This is a genomic window from Streptomyces sp. A1277 (assembly GCF_004795015.1).
In the GTDB taxonomy this organism is placed as follows: domain Bacteria; phylum Actinomycetota; class Actinomycetes; order Streptomycetales; family Streptomycetaceae; genus Streptomyces.
The window spans coordinates 88,192-103,284 of sequence record NZ_SSBI01000013.1 but is presented as its reverse complement, the minus strand read 5'-3'; the positions used below and the strand labels follow the sequence as shown (position 1 = coordinate 103,284).

Here is a 15,093-nt window from a genome sequence, read left to right as displayed (position 1 = left end):
GGCAGTTCCCGTCGCTCCGGTCAGCCGGCCAGCGGGTCGAGGACCATCGGGCTGATCTGCCCGTCCAGCATGGCGCCCAGGCCCAGGATCGAGCAGGTGTCGGGCCGTTCGGCGATGCGCACCGGCATGCCCGTCGCCTCGCGCAGCATCTGGTCGAGGCCGGGCAGCAGGGCGCTTCCGCCGACCATCATGATCCCGCAGTCCGCGAGGTCGGCGACCAGGTCGGGCGGGCAGTCCCGCAGCACCTTGCCCAGGCCGTCCAGGACCGCGGTGAGCGGGCGGTGGATCGCCTGCCGGATCGCGGCGGTGTCGACCTGGACGGACCGGGCCAGCCCGGTCGCCACGTCCCGGCCGTGGATCTCGGTGACCGAAGGGCCCTGCGTGGTCAGCCCGTTGCCGCTGAGCGCGAGCTGCAGGGGGCGCACGGACTGGCTCGGCAGCATCAGCTCGTGGTACTGGCGCAGGTGCTGGATCACCGCGTGGTCGATCGCGTCGCCGCCGATGGGCAGGCGTACCGCCGTCACGATCGAGCCGAGCGAGAGCACCGCGATCTGTGTCGTCGCGGCCCCGCACACCATGATCATGGTCGCGGTCGGCTGCTCGACCGGCAGCCCGCAGCCGACGGCCGCCGCGATCAGGGTGTCCACCAGCTCGACCCGGCGCGCGCCGAGACCGACCAGGGTCTCCACGGCGGCCCGGCGGGCGAGCGGGTCGCTCTCGTGCGGGATGCAGGCGGCGGCGCGCAGCCAGGGCTTGCGGCGCAGCTGGCGGCGGAGCTTCTCGCCGAGCAGGTGGCGCAGCATGCGCTGGGCCATCTCGATGTCCACGACGGTCCCGCCGGAGACGGGACGGGCCACCCGGATGTAGGCGGGGGTGCGGCCCGTCATCTGTTCGGCGAGGGCGCCGACGGCGATGAGCGAGCCGGTACGGATGTTGACGGCGGCGACGCTCGGCTCGTCCACGACGAGGCCGGGCCCCTTGACGTACACCCGGGTGCGGGCGGCCCCGAGGTCGACGGCGACATGGCAACGGCGCAACTGCTCAAGGCTGACGGTCACGGCGGGTTCTCCCGAGAGCGTTGAGGGGGACCGACGGGCAGCCGGCTCTCCTGAAAGCGTGCGCCGTTCGGGCACACCGCGCCCGCTGGGCTGCGCCGTAGGAGGGAAACCTGACGACACGTCGACCACACCTCAACCACCACCCACCCACGCCGCCCCGACCCGCCCCGGCCATCCCAGCCCGCCTCGGCCACATCCGGTCCGGCGTTTGAGGGCACCCACCGGCAGTTCAAAGCCCGCCTCGGCCACATCCAGCCGGTCCGGCGCTTGAGGGCACCCACCGGCAGTTCAAAGCCCGCCTCGGCCACACCCAGCCCGTCCGGCGTTTGAGGGCACCCACCGGCAGTTCAAAGCCCGCCTCGGCCACATCCAGCCGGTCCGGCGCTTGAGGGCACCCACCGGCAGTTCAAAGCCCGCCTCGGCCACATCCAGCCCGTCCGGCGCTTGAGGACGCCTGAACGGCAAGTTCAAGCCCGTCCGGCGATTGAGGACACCGCCCCGCCCCCACCCCCCGGCACCACCCGCTGCAGCAACCCCCACGTGAACTCGGCGACATACGCATCCGCCCCGTCCCCGAACCCCAGCGCCCAACGCGTCGGCGCACTGCCCTCCATCGGGCGGGCCGGTGCGAAGGCCCGCGCCACCTCGTCCACCGTGCACGACCACGGCGCCAGGTCCGCCACCGTCCGCAGCGCGGGGCCCGCCGTGCCCGGCGCCCGGACCAGCCACTCGTTCCACACCGCCCCGCCCGGCGCCACCATCACCTCGAACCGCAGCTCCGGCCAGAGCGGCAGCGGCCACAGCAGCGCGTCGAACTCCAGGTCACCGATGACCCGGCGCCCGGTCGCGCCGGGCTCGCCGAGCACCGAGCGGTAGCGCCGCAGCGCGCCCCGCCCCCGGGGCCCCCGGACCATGGCCTGCCACCGCCGGTTCGCCTCCCGCATCTCGGCGAGCGTCGCGCTCAGCTCGTGCCGGGCGTCCTCCACCAGGCCGGGCTGGTGGTCGGCCATCCGGCGCAGCAGGACGAGCTGGAACTCGCGGGGCCCGAAGGGGGCGGCGGCGGTCATGCGCTCCATGGTGCCGGTCCGGCCACCGGATCGGTCCCCACCATCCGGCGCAACAGGTCCCGCAGCACCGTGCGGTCCGCCTCCGACAACCCGGCCAGCGGCTCGCGGGCGAAGTCCAGCGCGTCGCGCAGTTGCAGCGCAGTCGACGCGCCCCGCTCCGTGGGCGCGGCCAGCTTCACCCGGCGGTCGGCGGGGTCGGGGCGCCGCTCCACCAGGCCGCGCGCCTCCAGCCGGTCCACGATGCCGGTCACGTTGGACGGCTCGCACTTCAGCTTCTGGGCGATCCGGCGCATCGGCAGCGGCTCGACCGACAGCAGCCCGAGGACTCGTGCCTGCGCGCCGGTGAGGCTGTGCGCGGCCGCGGCCTGCTCGTACTCCTCGTAGTAACGCGCCACGACGGTACCGATGAGCTCGATGACTTCGAGAGTCAGGGGATCTATGCGCGAGGTGGCCATGACACACAGGATACCCAGTTGCTTGACAACATGAAATATCCAGGCGCATGGTTGTTTCAGGTGGTGAAGCTTTTCCCCGCCGCCCCGTCACCACATCACCCCGCCACCCCGCAGTACCCGAGACACCGACATCGAGGAGACCCCGAGCCCATGTCTGCAAATCTTCCCGACTCCAGCCGTGAATGGCACCTCGTAGCCCGTCCGAACGGCTGGCCGAAGGCCGAGGATTTCGCGTTGCGTGAGGCACCGGTGACCGCGCCCGCCGAGGGCCGGGTCCTCGTGCGCAACCTGCACTTCTCGGTCGACCCCTACATGCGCGGCCGGATGAACGACGTGAAGTCGTACACCCCGCCGTTCAAGCTGGACCAGCCGATGGACGGCGGCGCGGTCGGCGAGGTCGTCGCGTCGAACGCCGAGGGCTTCGAGGTCGGCGACCACGTCCTGCACGGCCTCGGCTGGCGCGAGTACGCGAGCGTCCCCGCCAAGCACGCGGTCAAGGTCGACGCCTCGCTCGCCCCGCTCTCCACCTACCTCGGCGTGCTCGGCATGACCGGGCTCACCGCCTACGCCGGACTCTTCGACGTGGCGTCCTTCAAGGAGGGCGACGCGGTCTTCGTCTCCGGCGCCGCCGGCGCGGTCGGCAGCCAGGTCGGGCAGATGGCGAAGATCAAGGGCGCCTCCCGGGTCATCGGCTCCGCCGGCTCCGACGAGAAGGTCGAGCTCCTCGTCGAGGAGTACGGCTTCGACGCCGCGTTCAACTACAAGAACGGGCCCGTCGGCGAGCAGCTGCGCAAGGCCGCCCCCGACGGCATCGACGTCTACTTCGACAACGTCGGCGGCGAGCACCTGGAGGCCGCGATCTCCTCGTTCAACGTGCACGGCCGCGCCACCATCTGCGGCATGATCTCCCAGTACAACGAGACCGAGCCCACCCCCGCCCCGCGCAACCTCGCGCTCGTCATCGGCAAGCGGCTGCGCCTCCAGGGCATGCTCGTCGCCGACCACTCGGACCTTCAGGAGCAGTTCGTCCAGGAGGTGGCCGGCTGGCTGAACTCGGGCGCGCTGAAGTACCGCGAGACGGTGGTCGAGGGCATCGAGAACGGCTTCGACGCCTTCCTCGGCCTGCTGCGCGGCGAGAACACCGGAAAGATGATCGTCTCCCTCGGCTGAACCGCCCCGCCGGCACCCGTTAGTCTCGTTCCAGGCCGTCGCGATCGTGGGCGCGAGTCGCGGCGCATCAGCAGGAAGAATGCTCACTCATGGCCATCAAGGACATCGCAGTCGCGTACACCGCCGTCGCCACCGCCGAGAACGGCCGTGACGGCCGGGTCTCCTCGGACGACGGCAAGCTCGACGTCGTCGTCAACCCGCCGAAGGAGATGGGCGGAAGCGGCGCCGGCACCAACCCGGAGCAGCTGTTCGCCGCCGGTTACAGCGCCTGCTTCCAGAGCGCGCTGGGCGTCGTCGCCCGCCAGGAGAAGGCCGACGTCTCCGGCTCGACGGTGACCGCCGCGGTCTCCATCGGCAAGACCGAGGCCGGCGGTTTCGGCCTGGAGGTCGCGATCACCGCGACCATCCCGAACGCCGACACGGCCACCGCGCAGGCGCTCGTCGAGAAGGCCCACCAGGTCTGCCCGTACTCGAACGCCACGCGCGGCAACATCAAGGTGGAGCTCTCGATCGCCTGACCTGCCCCTCCCCGCCGAAACCGCCCCGCCCCCGATCCCGTTAGGCTGACGCCATGCGTGATCTCGGGGCGGGGCTCGGCTATGTGTTCAAGGGCCAGCGCTGGGTGTTCGGCCACGGCAGACGGTTCGGCATAGGGCTGCTGCCCGGCCTCATCACCCTCGTCCTGTACGCGGGCGCCCTCGTCGGCCTCGGCTACGGCGCCGACGACCTGGTGGAGTGGGCGACGCCGTTCGCCGACGACTGGTCCTCACCCTGGCTCGGCCTGCTGCGCGACGCCCTGACGGCGCTGGTCTTCGTCCTCGGCCTCTTCCTGGCCGTGATCACCTTCACCGCCGTGACCCTGCTGGTCGGACAGCCCTTCTACGAGGCGCTCTCCGAGGAGGTCGACCGCACCGAGGGCGGCACGGTCCCCGAGTCCGGGCTGCCGCTCTGGCGCGAGCTGTGGATCTCCGCCCGCGACAGCGTGCGCATCCTGGTGCGCGTCGGTCTGTACGCGATCCTGCTCTTCGCCCTCGGCTTCGTACCCGTCGTCGGGCAGACCGTCGTGCCCGTCATCGGCTTCTGCGTCACCGGATACTTCCTCGCCGAGGAGCTGACCGCCGTCGCGCTCCAGCGCCGGGGCATGGTGCTGAAGGACCGCCTCGCCCTGCTGCGCGGCCACCGCCTGCGCACCCTCGGCTTCGGCGTGCCGCTGGGCCTCGCCTTCATGCTGCCGTTCGTCGCCGTCCTCCTGATGCCGGGGGCCGTCGCCGGGGCGACCCTGCTGGCACGCGGCCTGGTCGGCGAGGAGGAGACCGACGACGACGGCGACGACGAGGACGAGGTGGCCGCCGAGGGCTGAGGCGGCCTCAGCGCACCGAGAACCCGTACACCGTCGTCGACGCGTACTCCTCGCCCGGCCGCAGCACCGTGCTCGGGAACTCCGGGCGGTTCGGCGAGTCCGGGAAGTGCTGCGTCTCCAGGGCGATCCCGGCGCACGGGCCGAACGGCCGCCCGTCGAAGTGGTCCGCCGTGTACAGCTGGAGCCCCGGCTCGGTCGTCGTGACCGTCAGGACGCGGCCCGAACCCTCGTCGTACAGCTCGGCCGCCGCAGCCGCCGCCTGCGCGTCCAGCACGAAGTTGTGGTCGTACTCCTTGGTCACCGGCCGGGGCTCGCGGAAGTCGAACCGAGTGCCCTCCACCGGCAGGAACTCGCCCGTCGGCAGGGACTCCGCGTCCACCGGGGTGACCGCCCCCGCCGCGATCCGCAGCCGCTGCCCGAGCGCGCTGCCGCTGTCGGCGCCCGCGAGGTTCCAGTAGGTGTGGTTCGTCAGGTTCAGCATGGTCGGCGCGTCGGTCGTCGCCCGGTACGCGATGCGCAGCGCGCCGCCCTCGTCCAGGGTGTAGGCCGCCGTCAGCTCCACGCGGCCCGGGAAGCCCTCCTCGCCGTCCGCCGAGACGAGGGACAGCTCGACGCCGCCCCCGACCTCGCGGGCGTCCCACACCCGCTTGTCGAAGCCGCGCGCCCCGCCGTGCACGTGGTTGCGGCCCTCGTTGCGCGTGAGGTGGTGGGTCCGGCCGTCCAGCTCGAAGGCCGCCCCGCCGATCCGGTTCGCGTACCGGCCGACCAGCGCGCCGAAGTAGGGGCCCGCGTACTCCTGGTACGAGGCCAGGTCCGGCAGCCCGAGCGCGATCCCCGCCCGCACCCCGTCCCGGTCCGGCACCTCCGCCGACTGCACGATGCCGCCGTACGTCAGGACGCGCACCCGTGTGCCGTCCCGCTCCAGCGTCCAGCGGTGCACGGCGGTGCCGTCCGCGAGCGTGCCGAAGTGTTCCGTACCGACCACCGTGTTCGAACGCGTCTCCATGATCAGCGACTTTACGCGGGCGGGCGGACCGCCGTGACGTTGCGGTAGGCGATCTCGGCGAGCCTGGCCTGGCCGTTGCGGCCCGGGTGGAACCAGTCCCACTGGCTGAGCTGCTTGCCGGTGAACCGGTAGTCGAACACCGCCCCGCCGTCGTACCGGCAGCGGCTGTCCTTCGCGCACACCTCGCGCAGCACCTCGTTGTACGCCACGACGCGCTCCTGCACGGCCGCGCGGCGGGCGACCGCCGCCGCGCCCATGTCGTCCGCGTCGCTCAGCATCGACTTGCAGAGGCCCAGCTTCCAGATCTGCTTGCCCAGCTGATTGCCGCGCCCCTGCGACCACAGCCGCTTCAGGTCCGGCACGCTCGACACGTACACCTGCGCCTTGGGCGCCCCGCTGCGCAGCCGGCGCATCGACGCCTCGAACGACGCGCGGAAGTCGTCCACCGGGGTCATCGCCCGCACCGAGTCCCGGCAGGCGTCGTTGGCGCCGATCATCACGGTCACCAGGTCCGGGCCCTCGTCGGCCGCCGCCGCCATCTGCTCCGGCAACTGGGCCATCCGGGCGCCCGTCTCGGCGTGGTTCCAGGTGTGGTCGGCCGCGCGCGAGGCGCCGAGCAGCCGTACCGCGAGGCTGCGCACCGCGCTGTCCGTGCCCGTCGACCAGGACACCTCCGGGCAGTCGGCCAGCACCGAGCAGGCGTCGAACCCGCGGGTGATCGAGTCCCCGACCGCCGCGATGGAACCGGGGCTCGGGTTCCAGACCAGGCCCGCCGCGGGGGCGTGGCGCTCGGCCGGCGACGACCCCTTCGTCGTCCCGTCGTGTCCCGCGTCACATCCGGTCAGCGCGGCGGCACCGGCGAACGCCAGGGCCGCCAGCCCGGCCAGTGCGGTGCGCGAGCGGTGCCGTACGGACCGATCCGGCATTGCCTGGTCTCCTCCTGTTCATGCCCGGACGCTCCGCCGGGTGAAGACTGAGCGAAGAAGGGCCCCGGACCGACGGTACGTCACACCTCGGACCCCGGGGCGCGGTAGTTTTTCCCCGTCGGACCAGTGGCTCCCCCGGACGCCCGGCTCCACTCGGGTGGCATCCGAACATCACACCACGTCACATACTGTCGCTTTTCCGGAGAATAACCCCCGATGCTGTTTACTGATGACAGGCCGCTGGGGAAGGCGAACCTCGTCCCACACTGGAGGTCCCGGTGACGACACGTGGAGTCCTGTACGTTCACTCCGCACCGCGCGCGCTCTGCCCACACGTCGAGTGGGCGGTGGCGGGTGTCCTCGGTGGGCGCGTGCAGCTGGACTGGATCAGACAGCCGGCCGCGCCGGGCACCTGGCGCTCCGAATTCTCCTGGCAGGCCCGCCCCGGCACGGCGTCCGAGCTGGCCTCCGCCCTGCGCGGCTGGGACCTCCTGCGCTTCGAGGTGACGGCGGAACCGTCGCCCACGGCGGAGGGCGAGCGTTACAGCTCGACGCCCACGCTGGGCATCTTCCACGCCGTCACCGGCATGCACGGCGACATCCTGGTCCCCGAGGACCGTCTCCGGGCGGCGCTGGCCCGCTCGCTGGGCGGCGAAACCGACCTGGAGTCGGAGATCGCCAAACTCCTCGGCAAGCCGTGGGACGACGAACTGGAGTCCTTCCGCCACGCGGGCGAGGGCGCGCCCGTCCGCTGGCTCCACCAGGTGGTGTGACCGCCGGGGCCATCAAGCCCCTCGGCGGGGCAATCAAGCCCCTCCGGCGATTGAGGAGCGGGGGCTTCGGGGCGGAGCCCCCAACACAACGACGAAGCCCGCACCCCCACGGGGGCACGGGCTTCACACGTACAGCCGCAGAAACGTCACACGCTACGGAACGCCAGCACCACGTTGTGCCCACCGAACCCGAACGAGTTGTTGATCGCCGCGATCGGGCCCTCCGGGAGTGCCCTCGGCTCGCCGCGGACGATGTCCGCGTCGACCGACTCGTCCAGGTTGTCGACGTTGATCGTCGGCGGAGCCATCCGGTGGTGCAGCGCCAGGACCGTCGCCACGGTCTCGATGCCGCCCGCGCCACCGAGCAGGTGACCGGTCATCGACTTCGTCGCGGAGATGGCCACGTGGTCCAGGTCCTCACCGAGGACCTTCCGCAGGGCCTTGACCTCCGCGATGTCACCCTGCGGCGTGGATGTCGCGTGGGCGTTCAGGTGGGCGATCTCCGACGGCTTCAGGTCCGTCTGGTCCAGCAGGTTCTGCATCGCCGCGGCGATACCGCGACCCGTCGGCTCGGGCTGCGCGATGTGGTGGGCGTCGGCGGAAAGCCCCTGGCCCAGCACCTCGCAGTAGACCCGGGCGCCGCGCTTCGCCGCGTGCTCCGCGGACTCCAGGACGACGACGCCGGCACCCTCACCGAGGACGAAGCCGTCGCGGGCCACGTCGTACGGGCGGGACGCCTTCTGAGGCTCGTCGTTGTTCTTGGACATCGCCATCATGTTGGCGAACGCGGCGATCGGCAGCGGGTGGATCGCCGCCTCGGTGCCACCGGCGAGGACCACATCGGCACGGCCGGTGCGGATCATCTCGACGGCGTAGCCGATCGCCTCGGCCCCGGACGCACAGGCGGACACCGGGGTGTGCACGCCCGCCTGGGCGTTCACCTCGATACCCACGTTCGCCGCCGGGCCGTTGGGCATGAGCATGGGCACGGTGTGCGGGGAGACACGGCGTACGCCCTTCTCCTTCAGCACGTCGTACTGGTCGAGCAGGGTGATCACGCCGCCGATGCCGGAGGCGATGACCGAGCCGAGACGCTCGGGCTGGATCTTCTCGTCCTCACCGGCCTTGCCGGTGAAACCCGCGTCCGCCCACGCCTCGCGGGCCGCGATCAGCGCGAACTGCGCCGAGCGGTCCAGACGGCGGGCGAGCGGACGGGGCAGGACGTCAGCGGGATCGACGGCCGCCAGGGCCGCGATCCGAACAGGCAGTTCGGCGAAACGTTCGCCCTCAAGAGGCTTGACGCCGGAACGCCCGGCCATCAGACCTTCCCAGGTCGATGCGGAATCGCCACCCAGCGGAGTGGTTGCGCCGATACCGGTGACGACCACGGTGCGATTGGTCGAGTTCACTGGAAAATCTTCTCCACGTGTAGGGGGTCGTGAATCAGCGGCGCCACCGCCGGGTGGCGACACACGAACCGGCTGGATCAGTCCTGGTGCTTGAGGATGTAGTCCGCGGCGTCGCCGACGGTCTTGAGGTTCTTGACGTCCTCGTCGGGGATCTTCACGTCGAAGCGCTCCTCGGCGGCGACGACGACCTCGACCATGGACAGCGAGTCGACGTCCAGGTCGTCCGTGAAGGACTTGTCCAGCTGGACGTCCTCGGTCGGAATACCGGCGATCTCGTTGACGATCTCGGCGAGACCTTCGACGATCTCTTCCTGCGTGGCGGCCATGTCGGCACTCCTTCGGTGTTTATCTGCTGGGTTAGGGCGTCCGGGCGAAAAGACCCGGTGTGCCTAGGGGAGAGTAACGACCGTCGCGGCGTAGACGAGACCCGCCCCGAAGCCGATGACGAGCGCGGTGTCGCCGCTCTTGGCCTGACCGGTCGCCAGGAGCCGCTCCATCGCGAGCGGAATCGAGGCGGCGGAGGTGTTGCCGGTGGTCTCCACGTCACGGGCGACCATGACGCTCTCCGGCAGCTTCAGGGTCTTCACCATCGAGTCGATGATCCGCATGTTGGCCTGGTGCGGAATGAAGACGTCCAGGTCTTCCGGGGCGATCCCGGCCGCGTCCAGCGCCTGCTGGGCGACCTTCGCCATCTCGAAGACGGCCCAGCGGAAGACCGCCTGGCCCTCCTGCGTGATGGCCGGGAACTTCTCCGGACGGTCGGTGTGGAAGGTGTCCCACGCCACGGTCTGCTTGATCGTCTCGGACTTGTCGCCCTCGGAGCCCCAGACGGTCGGGCCTATGGCGGGCACCTGGGACGGGCCGACGATGACCGCGCCGGCCCCGTCGCCGAACAGGAACGCCGTCGCCCGGTCCGTCAGGTCGGTGAGGTCGCTCAGCCGCTCCACACCGATGACGAGTACGTACTCTGCCGAGCCCTCGACGATCATGCCCTTGGCGAGGGTCAGTCCGTAGCCGAAGCCCGCGCAGCCGGCCGAGATGTCGAACGCGGCGGGCTTGCCGGCGCCGACCTTGTGGGCGATCTCGGTCGCGATGGCCGGGGTCTGCTTGAAGTGCGAGACGGTGGAGACGATGACCCCGCCGATCTGCTCCGGGGTGATCCCGGCGTCCGCGATGGCCTTGCCGGCCGCCTCGACGGACATCGCGGCCACGGTCTCCTCGTCGGAGGCCCAGTGGCGGGTCGCGATGCCGGAGCGGGAGCGGATCCACTCGTCGGACGAGTCGATCGTCTCCAGGATCACCTCGTTGGGCACGACCCGGGTCGGGCGGTAGCCGCCGACGCCCATGATCCGCGCGTACGGGGCGCCCTGGCTGGGCTTGATCTTCGCCATGCTCTCGGGCTCCTTAGGCGCCTGCGTGCTCAGCGATGAGCGCGCGGGCCGCGTCGAGGTCGTCGGGGGTCTTGAGCGCGAGGGTCTGGACCCCGGGCAGCGCCCGCTTGGCCAGACCGGTGAGCGTGCCGCCGGGGCATGCCTCGATGAGCGCGGTGACGCCGAGCTCCTTGAACGTCTCCATGCACAGGTCCCAGCGCACCGGGTTGGCGACCTGGCCGACGAGCCGGGTGATGACCTCGTGGCCGGTCGCGACGGTCTTGCCGTCGGCGTTCGAGACGTACGTCACGGTCGGGTCGGACACGTCCAGGTCCCCGGCGGCGGCGCGCAGCCGCTCGACGGCGGGGGCCATGTGGTGCGTGTGGAAGGCGCCGGCCACCTTCAGGGGCACCACGCGGCGCACACCCTCCGGCTTGTCCTCGGCGAGCGCGGCGATCTGCTCGGCGGTGCCGGCGGCGACGATCTGGCCGCCCCCGTTCACGTTCGCCGGGGTCAGCCCGAGCTTCTCCAGGTGCGGAACGGTGACCTCGGGGTCGCCGCCGAGCAGCGCGGCCATCCCGGTCTCGGTGACCGCCGCGGCCTCGGCCATGCCGAGCCCACGGGTGCGTACGAAGCGGAGCGCGGCCTCGTCGCCGATGACCCCGGCGAGAGCGGCCGCGGTGATCTCACCGACGCTGTGACCCGCGACGGCACCCGGCGACGCGTCGAGCGCGGCGGCCGAGAGCAGACCGGCGGCGACCAGCAGCGGCTGGGCCACCGCGGTGTCGCGGATCTCCTCCGCGTCGGCCTTGGTGCCGTAGTGGGCAAGGTCGAGCCCGATGGCGTCGGACCAGGCCGCGATGCGGTCGGTGGCACCGGGGAGGTCGAGCCAGGGAGTCAGGAAGCCGGGCGTCTGAGCGCCTTGGCCGGGAGCGACGAGTACGAGCACCCTCACACTCTCTCTTGTGAACGGTCCGGAACACCCGTGGGGACAGGGACGAAGAACCGTAGGGGGAATTGTTGATGTCCGACAAAAGTCTAGGACTGCACATCCCGGTCGGCCAGACGCCCCAGGATCAGGGCGATTCGCAGAGTGAACGCCGAGCGGACATCGGAAGGCGACCAGCCGGTGACGTCTGTCACACGTCGGAGCCGGTAGCGCACGGTGTTGGGATGCACGAACAGCATCCGGGCCGCGCCTTCGAGGCTGCTCGCCTGCTCCAGATACACACTCAGCGTCTCCAGGAGCGCGGAGCCCGCTTCTTCGAGCGGTCTGTAGATCTCCTCCACCAGCTGCTCGCGCGCGGCCGGGTCGCCCGCCATCGCGCGCTCCGGCAGGAGATCGTCCGCGAGTACCGGTCTCGGCGCGTCCTGCCAGGCACCGCACGCCTTCAGCCCGGCCGCCGCCGCCTGCGCGGACCGGGTCGCCGCCAGCAGGTCGGCCACCACGGGCCCGGCCACCACGGGGCCCGCCGCATACGGTCCGATCAGGGCCTTCGCGACCTGGAGCGGGTTGTCGCTGCCGCCCGCGATGACGACCAGGCGGTGGCCGAGCACCCCCGTCAGCACCTGGAGCTTGGCGTGCCGGGCGGCCCGCCGGATCGCCTCCACGGTCAGCTCGCTGTCCCCGTCCGGGGCCGTGCCGAGCAGCACGCACACGTGCTCCGGCGAGTTCCAGCCGAGCGCGGCGGCCCGGGACACCGCGCCCTCGTCGGCCTCCCCGGAGAGCACCGCGTTCACCACGAGTGATTCCAGCCGCGCGTCCCAGGCGCCCCGGGCCTCGGCGGCCTGCGCGTACACCTGGGCGGTCGCGAACGCGATCTCCCGGGCGTAGACGAGCAGCGCCTCGCGCAGCACCGATTCGTCGCCGGGCGCGGCGACCTCGTCGATCGCCGCCTCCATGACCTCGATCGTGGTGCGCACCATCTCGACGGTCTGCCGCAGCGTGATCGCCCGGGTCAGCTCGCGCGGGGCCGTCCCGAAGACGTCCGTCGAGATCGCCTGCGGGGTCTCCGGGTGCCGGAACCACTCGGTGAACGCGGCGATACCGGCCTGGGCGACCAGGCCGATCCAGGACCGGTTCTCCGGGGGCATCGCCCGGTACCACGGCAGCGACTCGTCCATGCGGGCGATCGCGTTCGCGGCCAGCCGGCCGGAGGACTGCTCCAGCCGCTTCAGGGTCGCGGCACGGAGATGGGCGGCGTTCGCAGCGGGCTGCTCAGGATCGGGTCGGGGCACGGACACAAGACTGCCTTATCCGGACGGGGGCACGGAGGGCCGGGGCCGGCGGCGGGTCGAGCCGCCCGGTCCAGGGCCGGGGGGGCCGTGCAAGATCACGTTGTTGAAGTCGCAAATCCATAGGACACTCGCTCGCCCCCGGCGGGGCTACCGTGGACGGGTGATATCCGTACACCGAGCGGGCGACCGGTTCCAGGGCGGGGACGAGGCGGCCGGCATCTCCTCCCGGCACTCCTTCTCCTTCGGCACCTTCTACGACCCCGACAACCTCCGCTTCGGCCCGATCCTCGCCTGCAACGAGGAACGCCTCGCCCCCGGCGCGGGCTTCGAGGAGCACCCGCACAGCCACACCGAGATCGTCACCTGGGTCGTCGAGGGCGAGCTGACCCACCGCGACACCGCCGGTCACGCCACGGTGGTCCGCGCCGGGGACGTCCAGCACCTCAGCGCCGCCTCCGGCGTCCGCCACGTCGAACGCAACGACGGCGGCAGCCCGCTGACGTTCCTTCAGATGTGGCTCGCGCCCCTGGAACCCGGCGGCGAGCCCTCGTACACGACCGTTCCCGGCATCGCCGACTCCACCCCGTACGCCCTCCCCGAGGCCGGGGCCATGCTCCACGTGCGGCGGCTCACGGCGGGCGGGCGCGCGGCCGTGCCGGACGCTCCGCGCGTGTACGTCCACGTCGTGCGCGGGGAGGTCCGCATCGGCGGCGCGGAACTGGCGGCGGGCGACGCGGCCCGGATCACCGGCGAGACGGGGCTCGAACTGGTCGCGGCGGGGAGGGCCGAGGTGCTGGTCTGGGAGCTGCCCGCCTGACGCGGCGCCGGCCTACCGCCGCCACATCGACCACATCGGCGGCCCCGCCCGGAACGTCATCTCCTCGTGCACCTCGAAGCCGTGCCGCCGGTAGAACGTCAGGTTGCGGCTGTTGCTCGACTCCAGGAACACCGGCCGCCCGTCCGCGTCCGCCCGCGCCAGCAGCCCCGCCAGCACCCGCGACCCGCGCCCGGTGCCGCGCGCGTCGGCGTGGGTGCCGATGTACTCCACGTACCAGTGCGCGGGCCGGGCCGGGTGGCGGTGCTCCAGCGCGAGCAGCCGCATGCCCGTACGCGGCAGTTGGGTCCGGCCCGCCCGCAGCAGCGTGCCCGCGTTGCGCAGCAGGTAGCTCGCCGGTAGCTTCCACGCGCCGGGCTCCGCCCAGATCGCCGCGACCGTGCGGGCCGGGTCCGTCCACACCCGGCCCGCCGGGACCTGCTGGGCCAGGTGCGCGGTGAACAGCAGCCGCAGCCGCCGGTCCCGGTCGGTCGGCATCAGCCACGACCAGACGGGGTCCTCGGCGTACGCACTGGTCAGTACGCCGGCGAGGGCGGGGACATCGGACGCGGTGGCGCGGACTATGTCGTCGGTCATGGCCGGGGAGCGTAGCGCCGCCCGGTCGGTTACGCCTTCAGTTCCGCCAGCACCGCGTCGGTGAACGCCGGCCACACCTCGGCCGCCCACGGGCCGAAGGCCCGGTCGGTGAGGGCGACGCAGGCCGCGCCCGCGACCGGGTCGACCCACAGGAAGGTGCCGGACTGCCCGAAGTGGCCGAAGGTCGCGGGGGAGGAGGAGGCGCCGGTCCAGTGCGGGGACTTGGAGTCGCGGATCTCGAAGCCGAGGCCCCAGTCGTTGGGGTTCTGGTGGCCGTAGCCGGGAAGGACGCCCTTCAGGCCGGGGTGGACGACGGTCTGCGCGGCGAGCACGGTGCGCGGGTCCAGGAGGCGGGGGGCCTGCACCTCGGCGGCGAACCGGGCGAGGTCGTCCACGGTGGAGACGCCGTCCTTGGCGGGGGAGCCGTCCAGGGTGGTGGCGGTCATCCCGAGGGGTTCCAGGACCGCCTGCCGGACGTACTCCGGGAACGGGATGTCGGTGGCCTCGGCGATGTGGGCGCCCAGGACCTCGAAGCCCGCGTTGGAGTAGAGGCGGCGGTTGCCGGGCGGGGCCATCACGCGGTGCTCGTCGAAGGCGAGGCCGCTGGTGTGGGCGAGCAGGTGGCGGACGGTCGAGCCCTCGGGGCCCGCCGGTTCGTCCAGCTCGACGGCGCCTTCCTCGTACGCCACCAGCGCCGCGTAGGCGGCGAGCGGTTTGGTGACGGAGGCGAGGGGGAAGCGGTGCGCGGTCGGGCCGTGCGTACCGGCGACCGTGCCGTCCGCTCGTACGACGGCCGCCGCCGCGGTGGGGACGGGCCAGTTCTCGATCATCGCCAGGCTGTTCATAATCA

General features: G+C 72.0%; 17 protein-coding genes. 5 read left to right on the top strand and 12 right to left on the bottom strand.

What is annotated here, in order from left to right:
- Positions 1-20: 20 nt before the first annotated feature.
- From E6R18_RS11570 to E6R18_RS11560, 3 genes are all read right to left on the bottom strand, one after another.
- Positions 21-1,058, bottom strand: coding sequence for a rod shape-determining protein (locus tag E6R18_RS11570; RefSeq protein WP_136316789.1), 1,038 nt, complete (start codon positions 1,056-1,058; stop codon positions 21-23).
- 467 nt (positions 1,059-1,525) lie between these two features.
- Positions 1,526-2,134, bottom strand: a complete 609-nt coding sequence (locus E6R18_RS11565) for a hypothetical protein (protein ID WP_136316788.1) — start codon at positions 2,132-2,134, stop codon at positions 1,526-1,528.
- Positions 2,122-2,580, bottom strand: a complete 459-nt coding sequence (locus tag E6R18_RS11560) for a MarR family transcriptional regulator (RefSeq protein ID WP_136316787.1) — start codon at positions 2,578-2,580, stop codon at positions 2,122-2,124. Before E6R18_RS11560 ends, E6R18_RS11565 begins: the two co-directional genes overlap by 13 nt.
- 150 nt (positions 2,581-2,730) lie before the next feature.
- Between E6R18_RS11560 and E6R18_RS11555 the strand changes: the two genes are divergently transcribed.
- The 3 genes from E6R18_RS11555 to E6R18_RS11545 all read left to right on the top strand — a co-directional run bounded on the left by E6R18_RS11555 (position 2,731) and on the right by E6R18_RS11545 (position 5,110).
- Positions 2,731-3,750, top strand: a complete 1,020-nt coding sequence (locus E6R18_RS11555; protein ID WP_136316786.1) for an NADP-dependent oxidoreductase — start codon at positions 2,731-2,733, stop codon at positions 3,748-3,750.
- Positions 3,751-3,839: 89 nt separating this feature from the next.
- On the top strand, positions 3,840-4,268 hold the full coding sequence (locus tag E6R18_RS11550) for an organic hydroperoxide resistance protein (protein WP_136316785.1): 429 nt from the start codon (positions 3,840-3,842) through the stop codon (positions 4,266-4,268).
- 53 nt (positions 4,269-4,321) lie between these two features.
- A complete protein-coding gene (locus tag E6R18_RS11545; RefSeq protein ID WP_136316784.1) occupies positions 4,322-5,110 on the top strand; it encodes an EI24 domain-containing protein in 789 nt (262 codons plus the stop codon).
- Positions 5,111-5,117: 7 nt separating this feature from the next.
- Here E6R18_RS11545 and E6R18_RS11540 read toward each other — a convergent pair whose 3' ends face one another.
- Positions 5,118-6,116 carry an aldose epimerase family protein gene (locus E6R18_RS11540; RefSeq protein WP_136316783.1) on the bottom strand — a complete coding sequence of 333 codons (999 nt, stop codon included), beginning with the start codon at positions 6,114-6,116 and terminating at the stop codon, positions 5,118-5,120.
- Between the two features lie 11 nt (positions 6,117-6,127).
- Entirely contained in the window at positions 6,128-7,042 is a 915-nt protein-coding gene (locus E6R18_RS11535) for an SGNH/GDSL hydrolase family protein (RefSeq protein ID WP_136316782.1), read from the bottom strand.
- Between the two features lie 278 nt (positions 7,043-7,320).
- Here E6R18_RS11535 and E6R18_RS11530 point away from each other — a divergent pair, with 278 nt between their 5' ends.
- On the top strand, positions 7,321-7,815 hold the full coding sequence (locus E6R18_RS11530; RefSeq protein ID WP_136316781.1) for a DUF3145 domain-containing protein: 495 nt from the start codon (positions 7,321-7,323) through the stop codon (positions 7,813-7,815).
- Positions 7,816-7,961: 146 nt separating this feature from the next.
- Here the strand turns inward: E6R18_RS11530 and fabF are convergent, their stop codons facing one another.
- The 5 genes from fabF to E6R18_RS11505 all read right to left on the bottom strand — a co-directional run bounded on the left by fabF (position 7,962) and on the right by E6R18_RS11505 (position 12,832).
- The gene (gene fabF, locus E6R18_RS11525; protein WP_136316780.1) at positions 7,962-9,224 is read right to left on the bottom strand and encodes a beta-ketoacyl-ACP synthase II; all 1,263 of its coding nucleotides are present in this window, start codon (positions 9,222-9,224) and stop codon (positions 7,962-7,964) included.
- A gap of 77 nt (positions 9,225-9,301) precedes the next feature.
- The gene (locus E6R18_RS11520) at positions 9,302-9,550 is read right to left on the bottom strand and encodes an acyl carrier protein (RefSeq protein ID WP_018103325.1); all 249 of its coding nucleotides are present in this window, start codon (positions 9,548-9,550) and stop codon (positions 9,302-9,304) included.
- A gap of 63 nt (positions 9,551-9,613) precedes the next feature.
- The gene (locus E6R18_RS11515) at positions 9,614-10,615 is read right to left on the bottom strand and encodes a ketoacyl-ACP synthase III (RefSeq protein WP_136316779.1); all 1,002 of its coding nucleotides are present in this window, start codon (positions 10,613-10,615) and stop codon (positions 9,614-9,616) included.
- Between the two features lie 13 nt (positions 10,616-10,628).
- Complete coding sequence (locus E6R18_RS11510; RefSeq protein ID WP_136316830.1) at positions 10,629-11,543, bottom strand: ACP S-malonyltransferase; 915 nt, start codon at positions 11,541-11,543, stop codon at positions 10,629-10,631.
- 89 nt (positions 11,544-11,632) lie between these two features.
- Positions 11,633-12,832, bottom strand: coding sequence for a helix-turn-helix domain-containing protein (locus E6R18_RS11505; protein WP_136316778.1), 1,200 nt, complete (start codon positions 12,830-12,832; stop codon positions 11,633-11,635).
- Positions 12,833-12,992: 160 nt separating this feature from the next.
- Between E6R18_RS11505 and E6R18_RS11500 the strand changes: the two genes are divergently transcribed.
- On the top strand, positions 12,993-13,649 hold the full coding sequence (locus tag E6R18_RS11500) for a pirin family protein (protein WP_136316777.1): 657 nt from the start codon (positions 12,993-12,995) through the stop codon (positions 13,647-13,649).
- Positions 13,650-13,661: 12 nt separating this feature from the next.
- Here E6R18_RS11500 and E6R18_RS11495 read toward each other — a convergent pair whose 3' ends face one another.
- The gene (locus tag E6R18_RS11495) at positions 13,662-14,243 is read right to left on the bottom strand and encodes a GNAT family N-acetyltransferase (RefSeq protein ID WP_136316776.1); all 582 of its coding nucleotides are present in this window, start codon (positions 14,241-14,243) and stop codon (positions 13,662-13,664) included.
- A 29-nt stretch (positions 14,244-14,272) separates the two neighbouring features.
- Positions 14,273-15,088: a serine hydrolase domain-containing protein gene (locus E6R18_RS11490; RefSeq protein ID WP_136316775.1), complete on the bottom strand. Its 816-nt coding sequence runs from the start codon at positions 15,086-15,088 to the stop codon at positions 14,273-14,275.
- Positions 15,089-15,093 lie beyond the last annotated feature (5 nt).

What these genes read in the sequence shown, in the direction of transcription:
- E6R18_RS11545 (WP_136316784.1), top strand. Translation starts at nt 4,322, where the DNA reads ATGCGTGATCTCGGGGCGGGGCTCGGCTATGTGTTCAAGGGCCAGCGC.
- E6R18_RS11550 (WP_136316785.1), top strand. Translation starts at nt 3,840, where the DNA reads ATGGCCATCAAGGACATCGCAGTCGCGTACACCGCCGTCGCCACCGCC.
- E6R18_RS11490 (WP_136316775.1), bottom strand. Translation starts at nt 15,088, where the DNA reads ATGAACAGCCTGGCGATGATCGAGAACTGGCCCGTCCCCACCGCGGCG.
- E6R18_RS11495 (WP_136316776.1), bottom strand. Translation starts at nt 14,243, where the DNA reads ATGACCGACGACATAGTCCGCGCCACCGCGTCCGATGTCCCCGCCCTC.
- E6R18_RS11565 (WP_136316788.1), bottom strand. Translation starts at nt 2,134, where the DNA reads ATGGAGCGCATGACCGCCGCCGCCCCCTTCGGGCCCCGCGAGTTCCAG.
- E6R18_RS11520 (WP_018103325.1), bottom strand. Translation starts at nt 9,550, where the DNA reads ATGGCCGCCACGCAGGAAGAGATCGTCGAAGGTCTCGCCGAGATCGTC.
- E6R18_RS11555 (WP_136316786.1), top strand. Translation starts at nt 2,731, where the DNA reads ATGTCTGCAAATCTTCCCGACTCCAGCCGTGAATGGCACCTCGTAGCC.
- E6R18_RS11535 (WP_136316782.1), bottom strand. Translation starts at nt 7,042, where the DNA reads ATGCCGGATCGGTCCGTACGGCACCGCTCGCGCACCGCACTGGCCGGG.
- E6R18_RS11540 (WP_136316783.1), bottom strand. Translation starts at nt 6,116, where the DNA reads ATGGAGACGCGTTCGAACACGGTGGTCGGTACGGAACACTTCGGCACG.
- E6R18_RS11560 (WP_136316787.1), bottom strand. Translation starts at nt 2,580, where the DNA reads ATGGCCACCTCGCGCATAGATCCCCTGACTCTCGAAGTCATCGAGCTC.
- E6R18_RS11515 (WP_136316779.1), bottom strand. Translation starts at nt 10,615, where the DNA reads ATGGCGAAGATCAAGCCCAGCCAGGGCGCCCCGTACGCGCGGATCATG.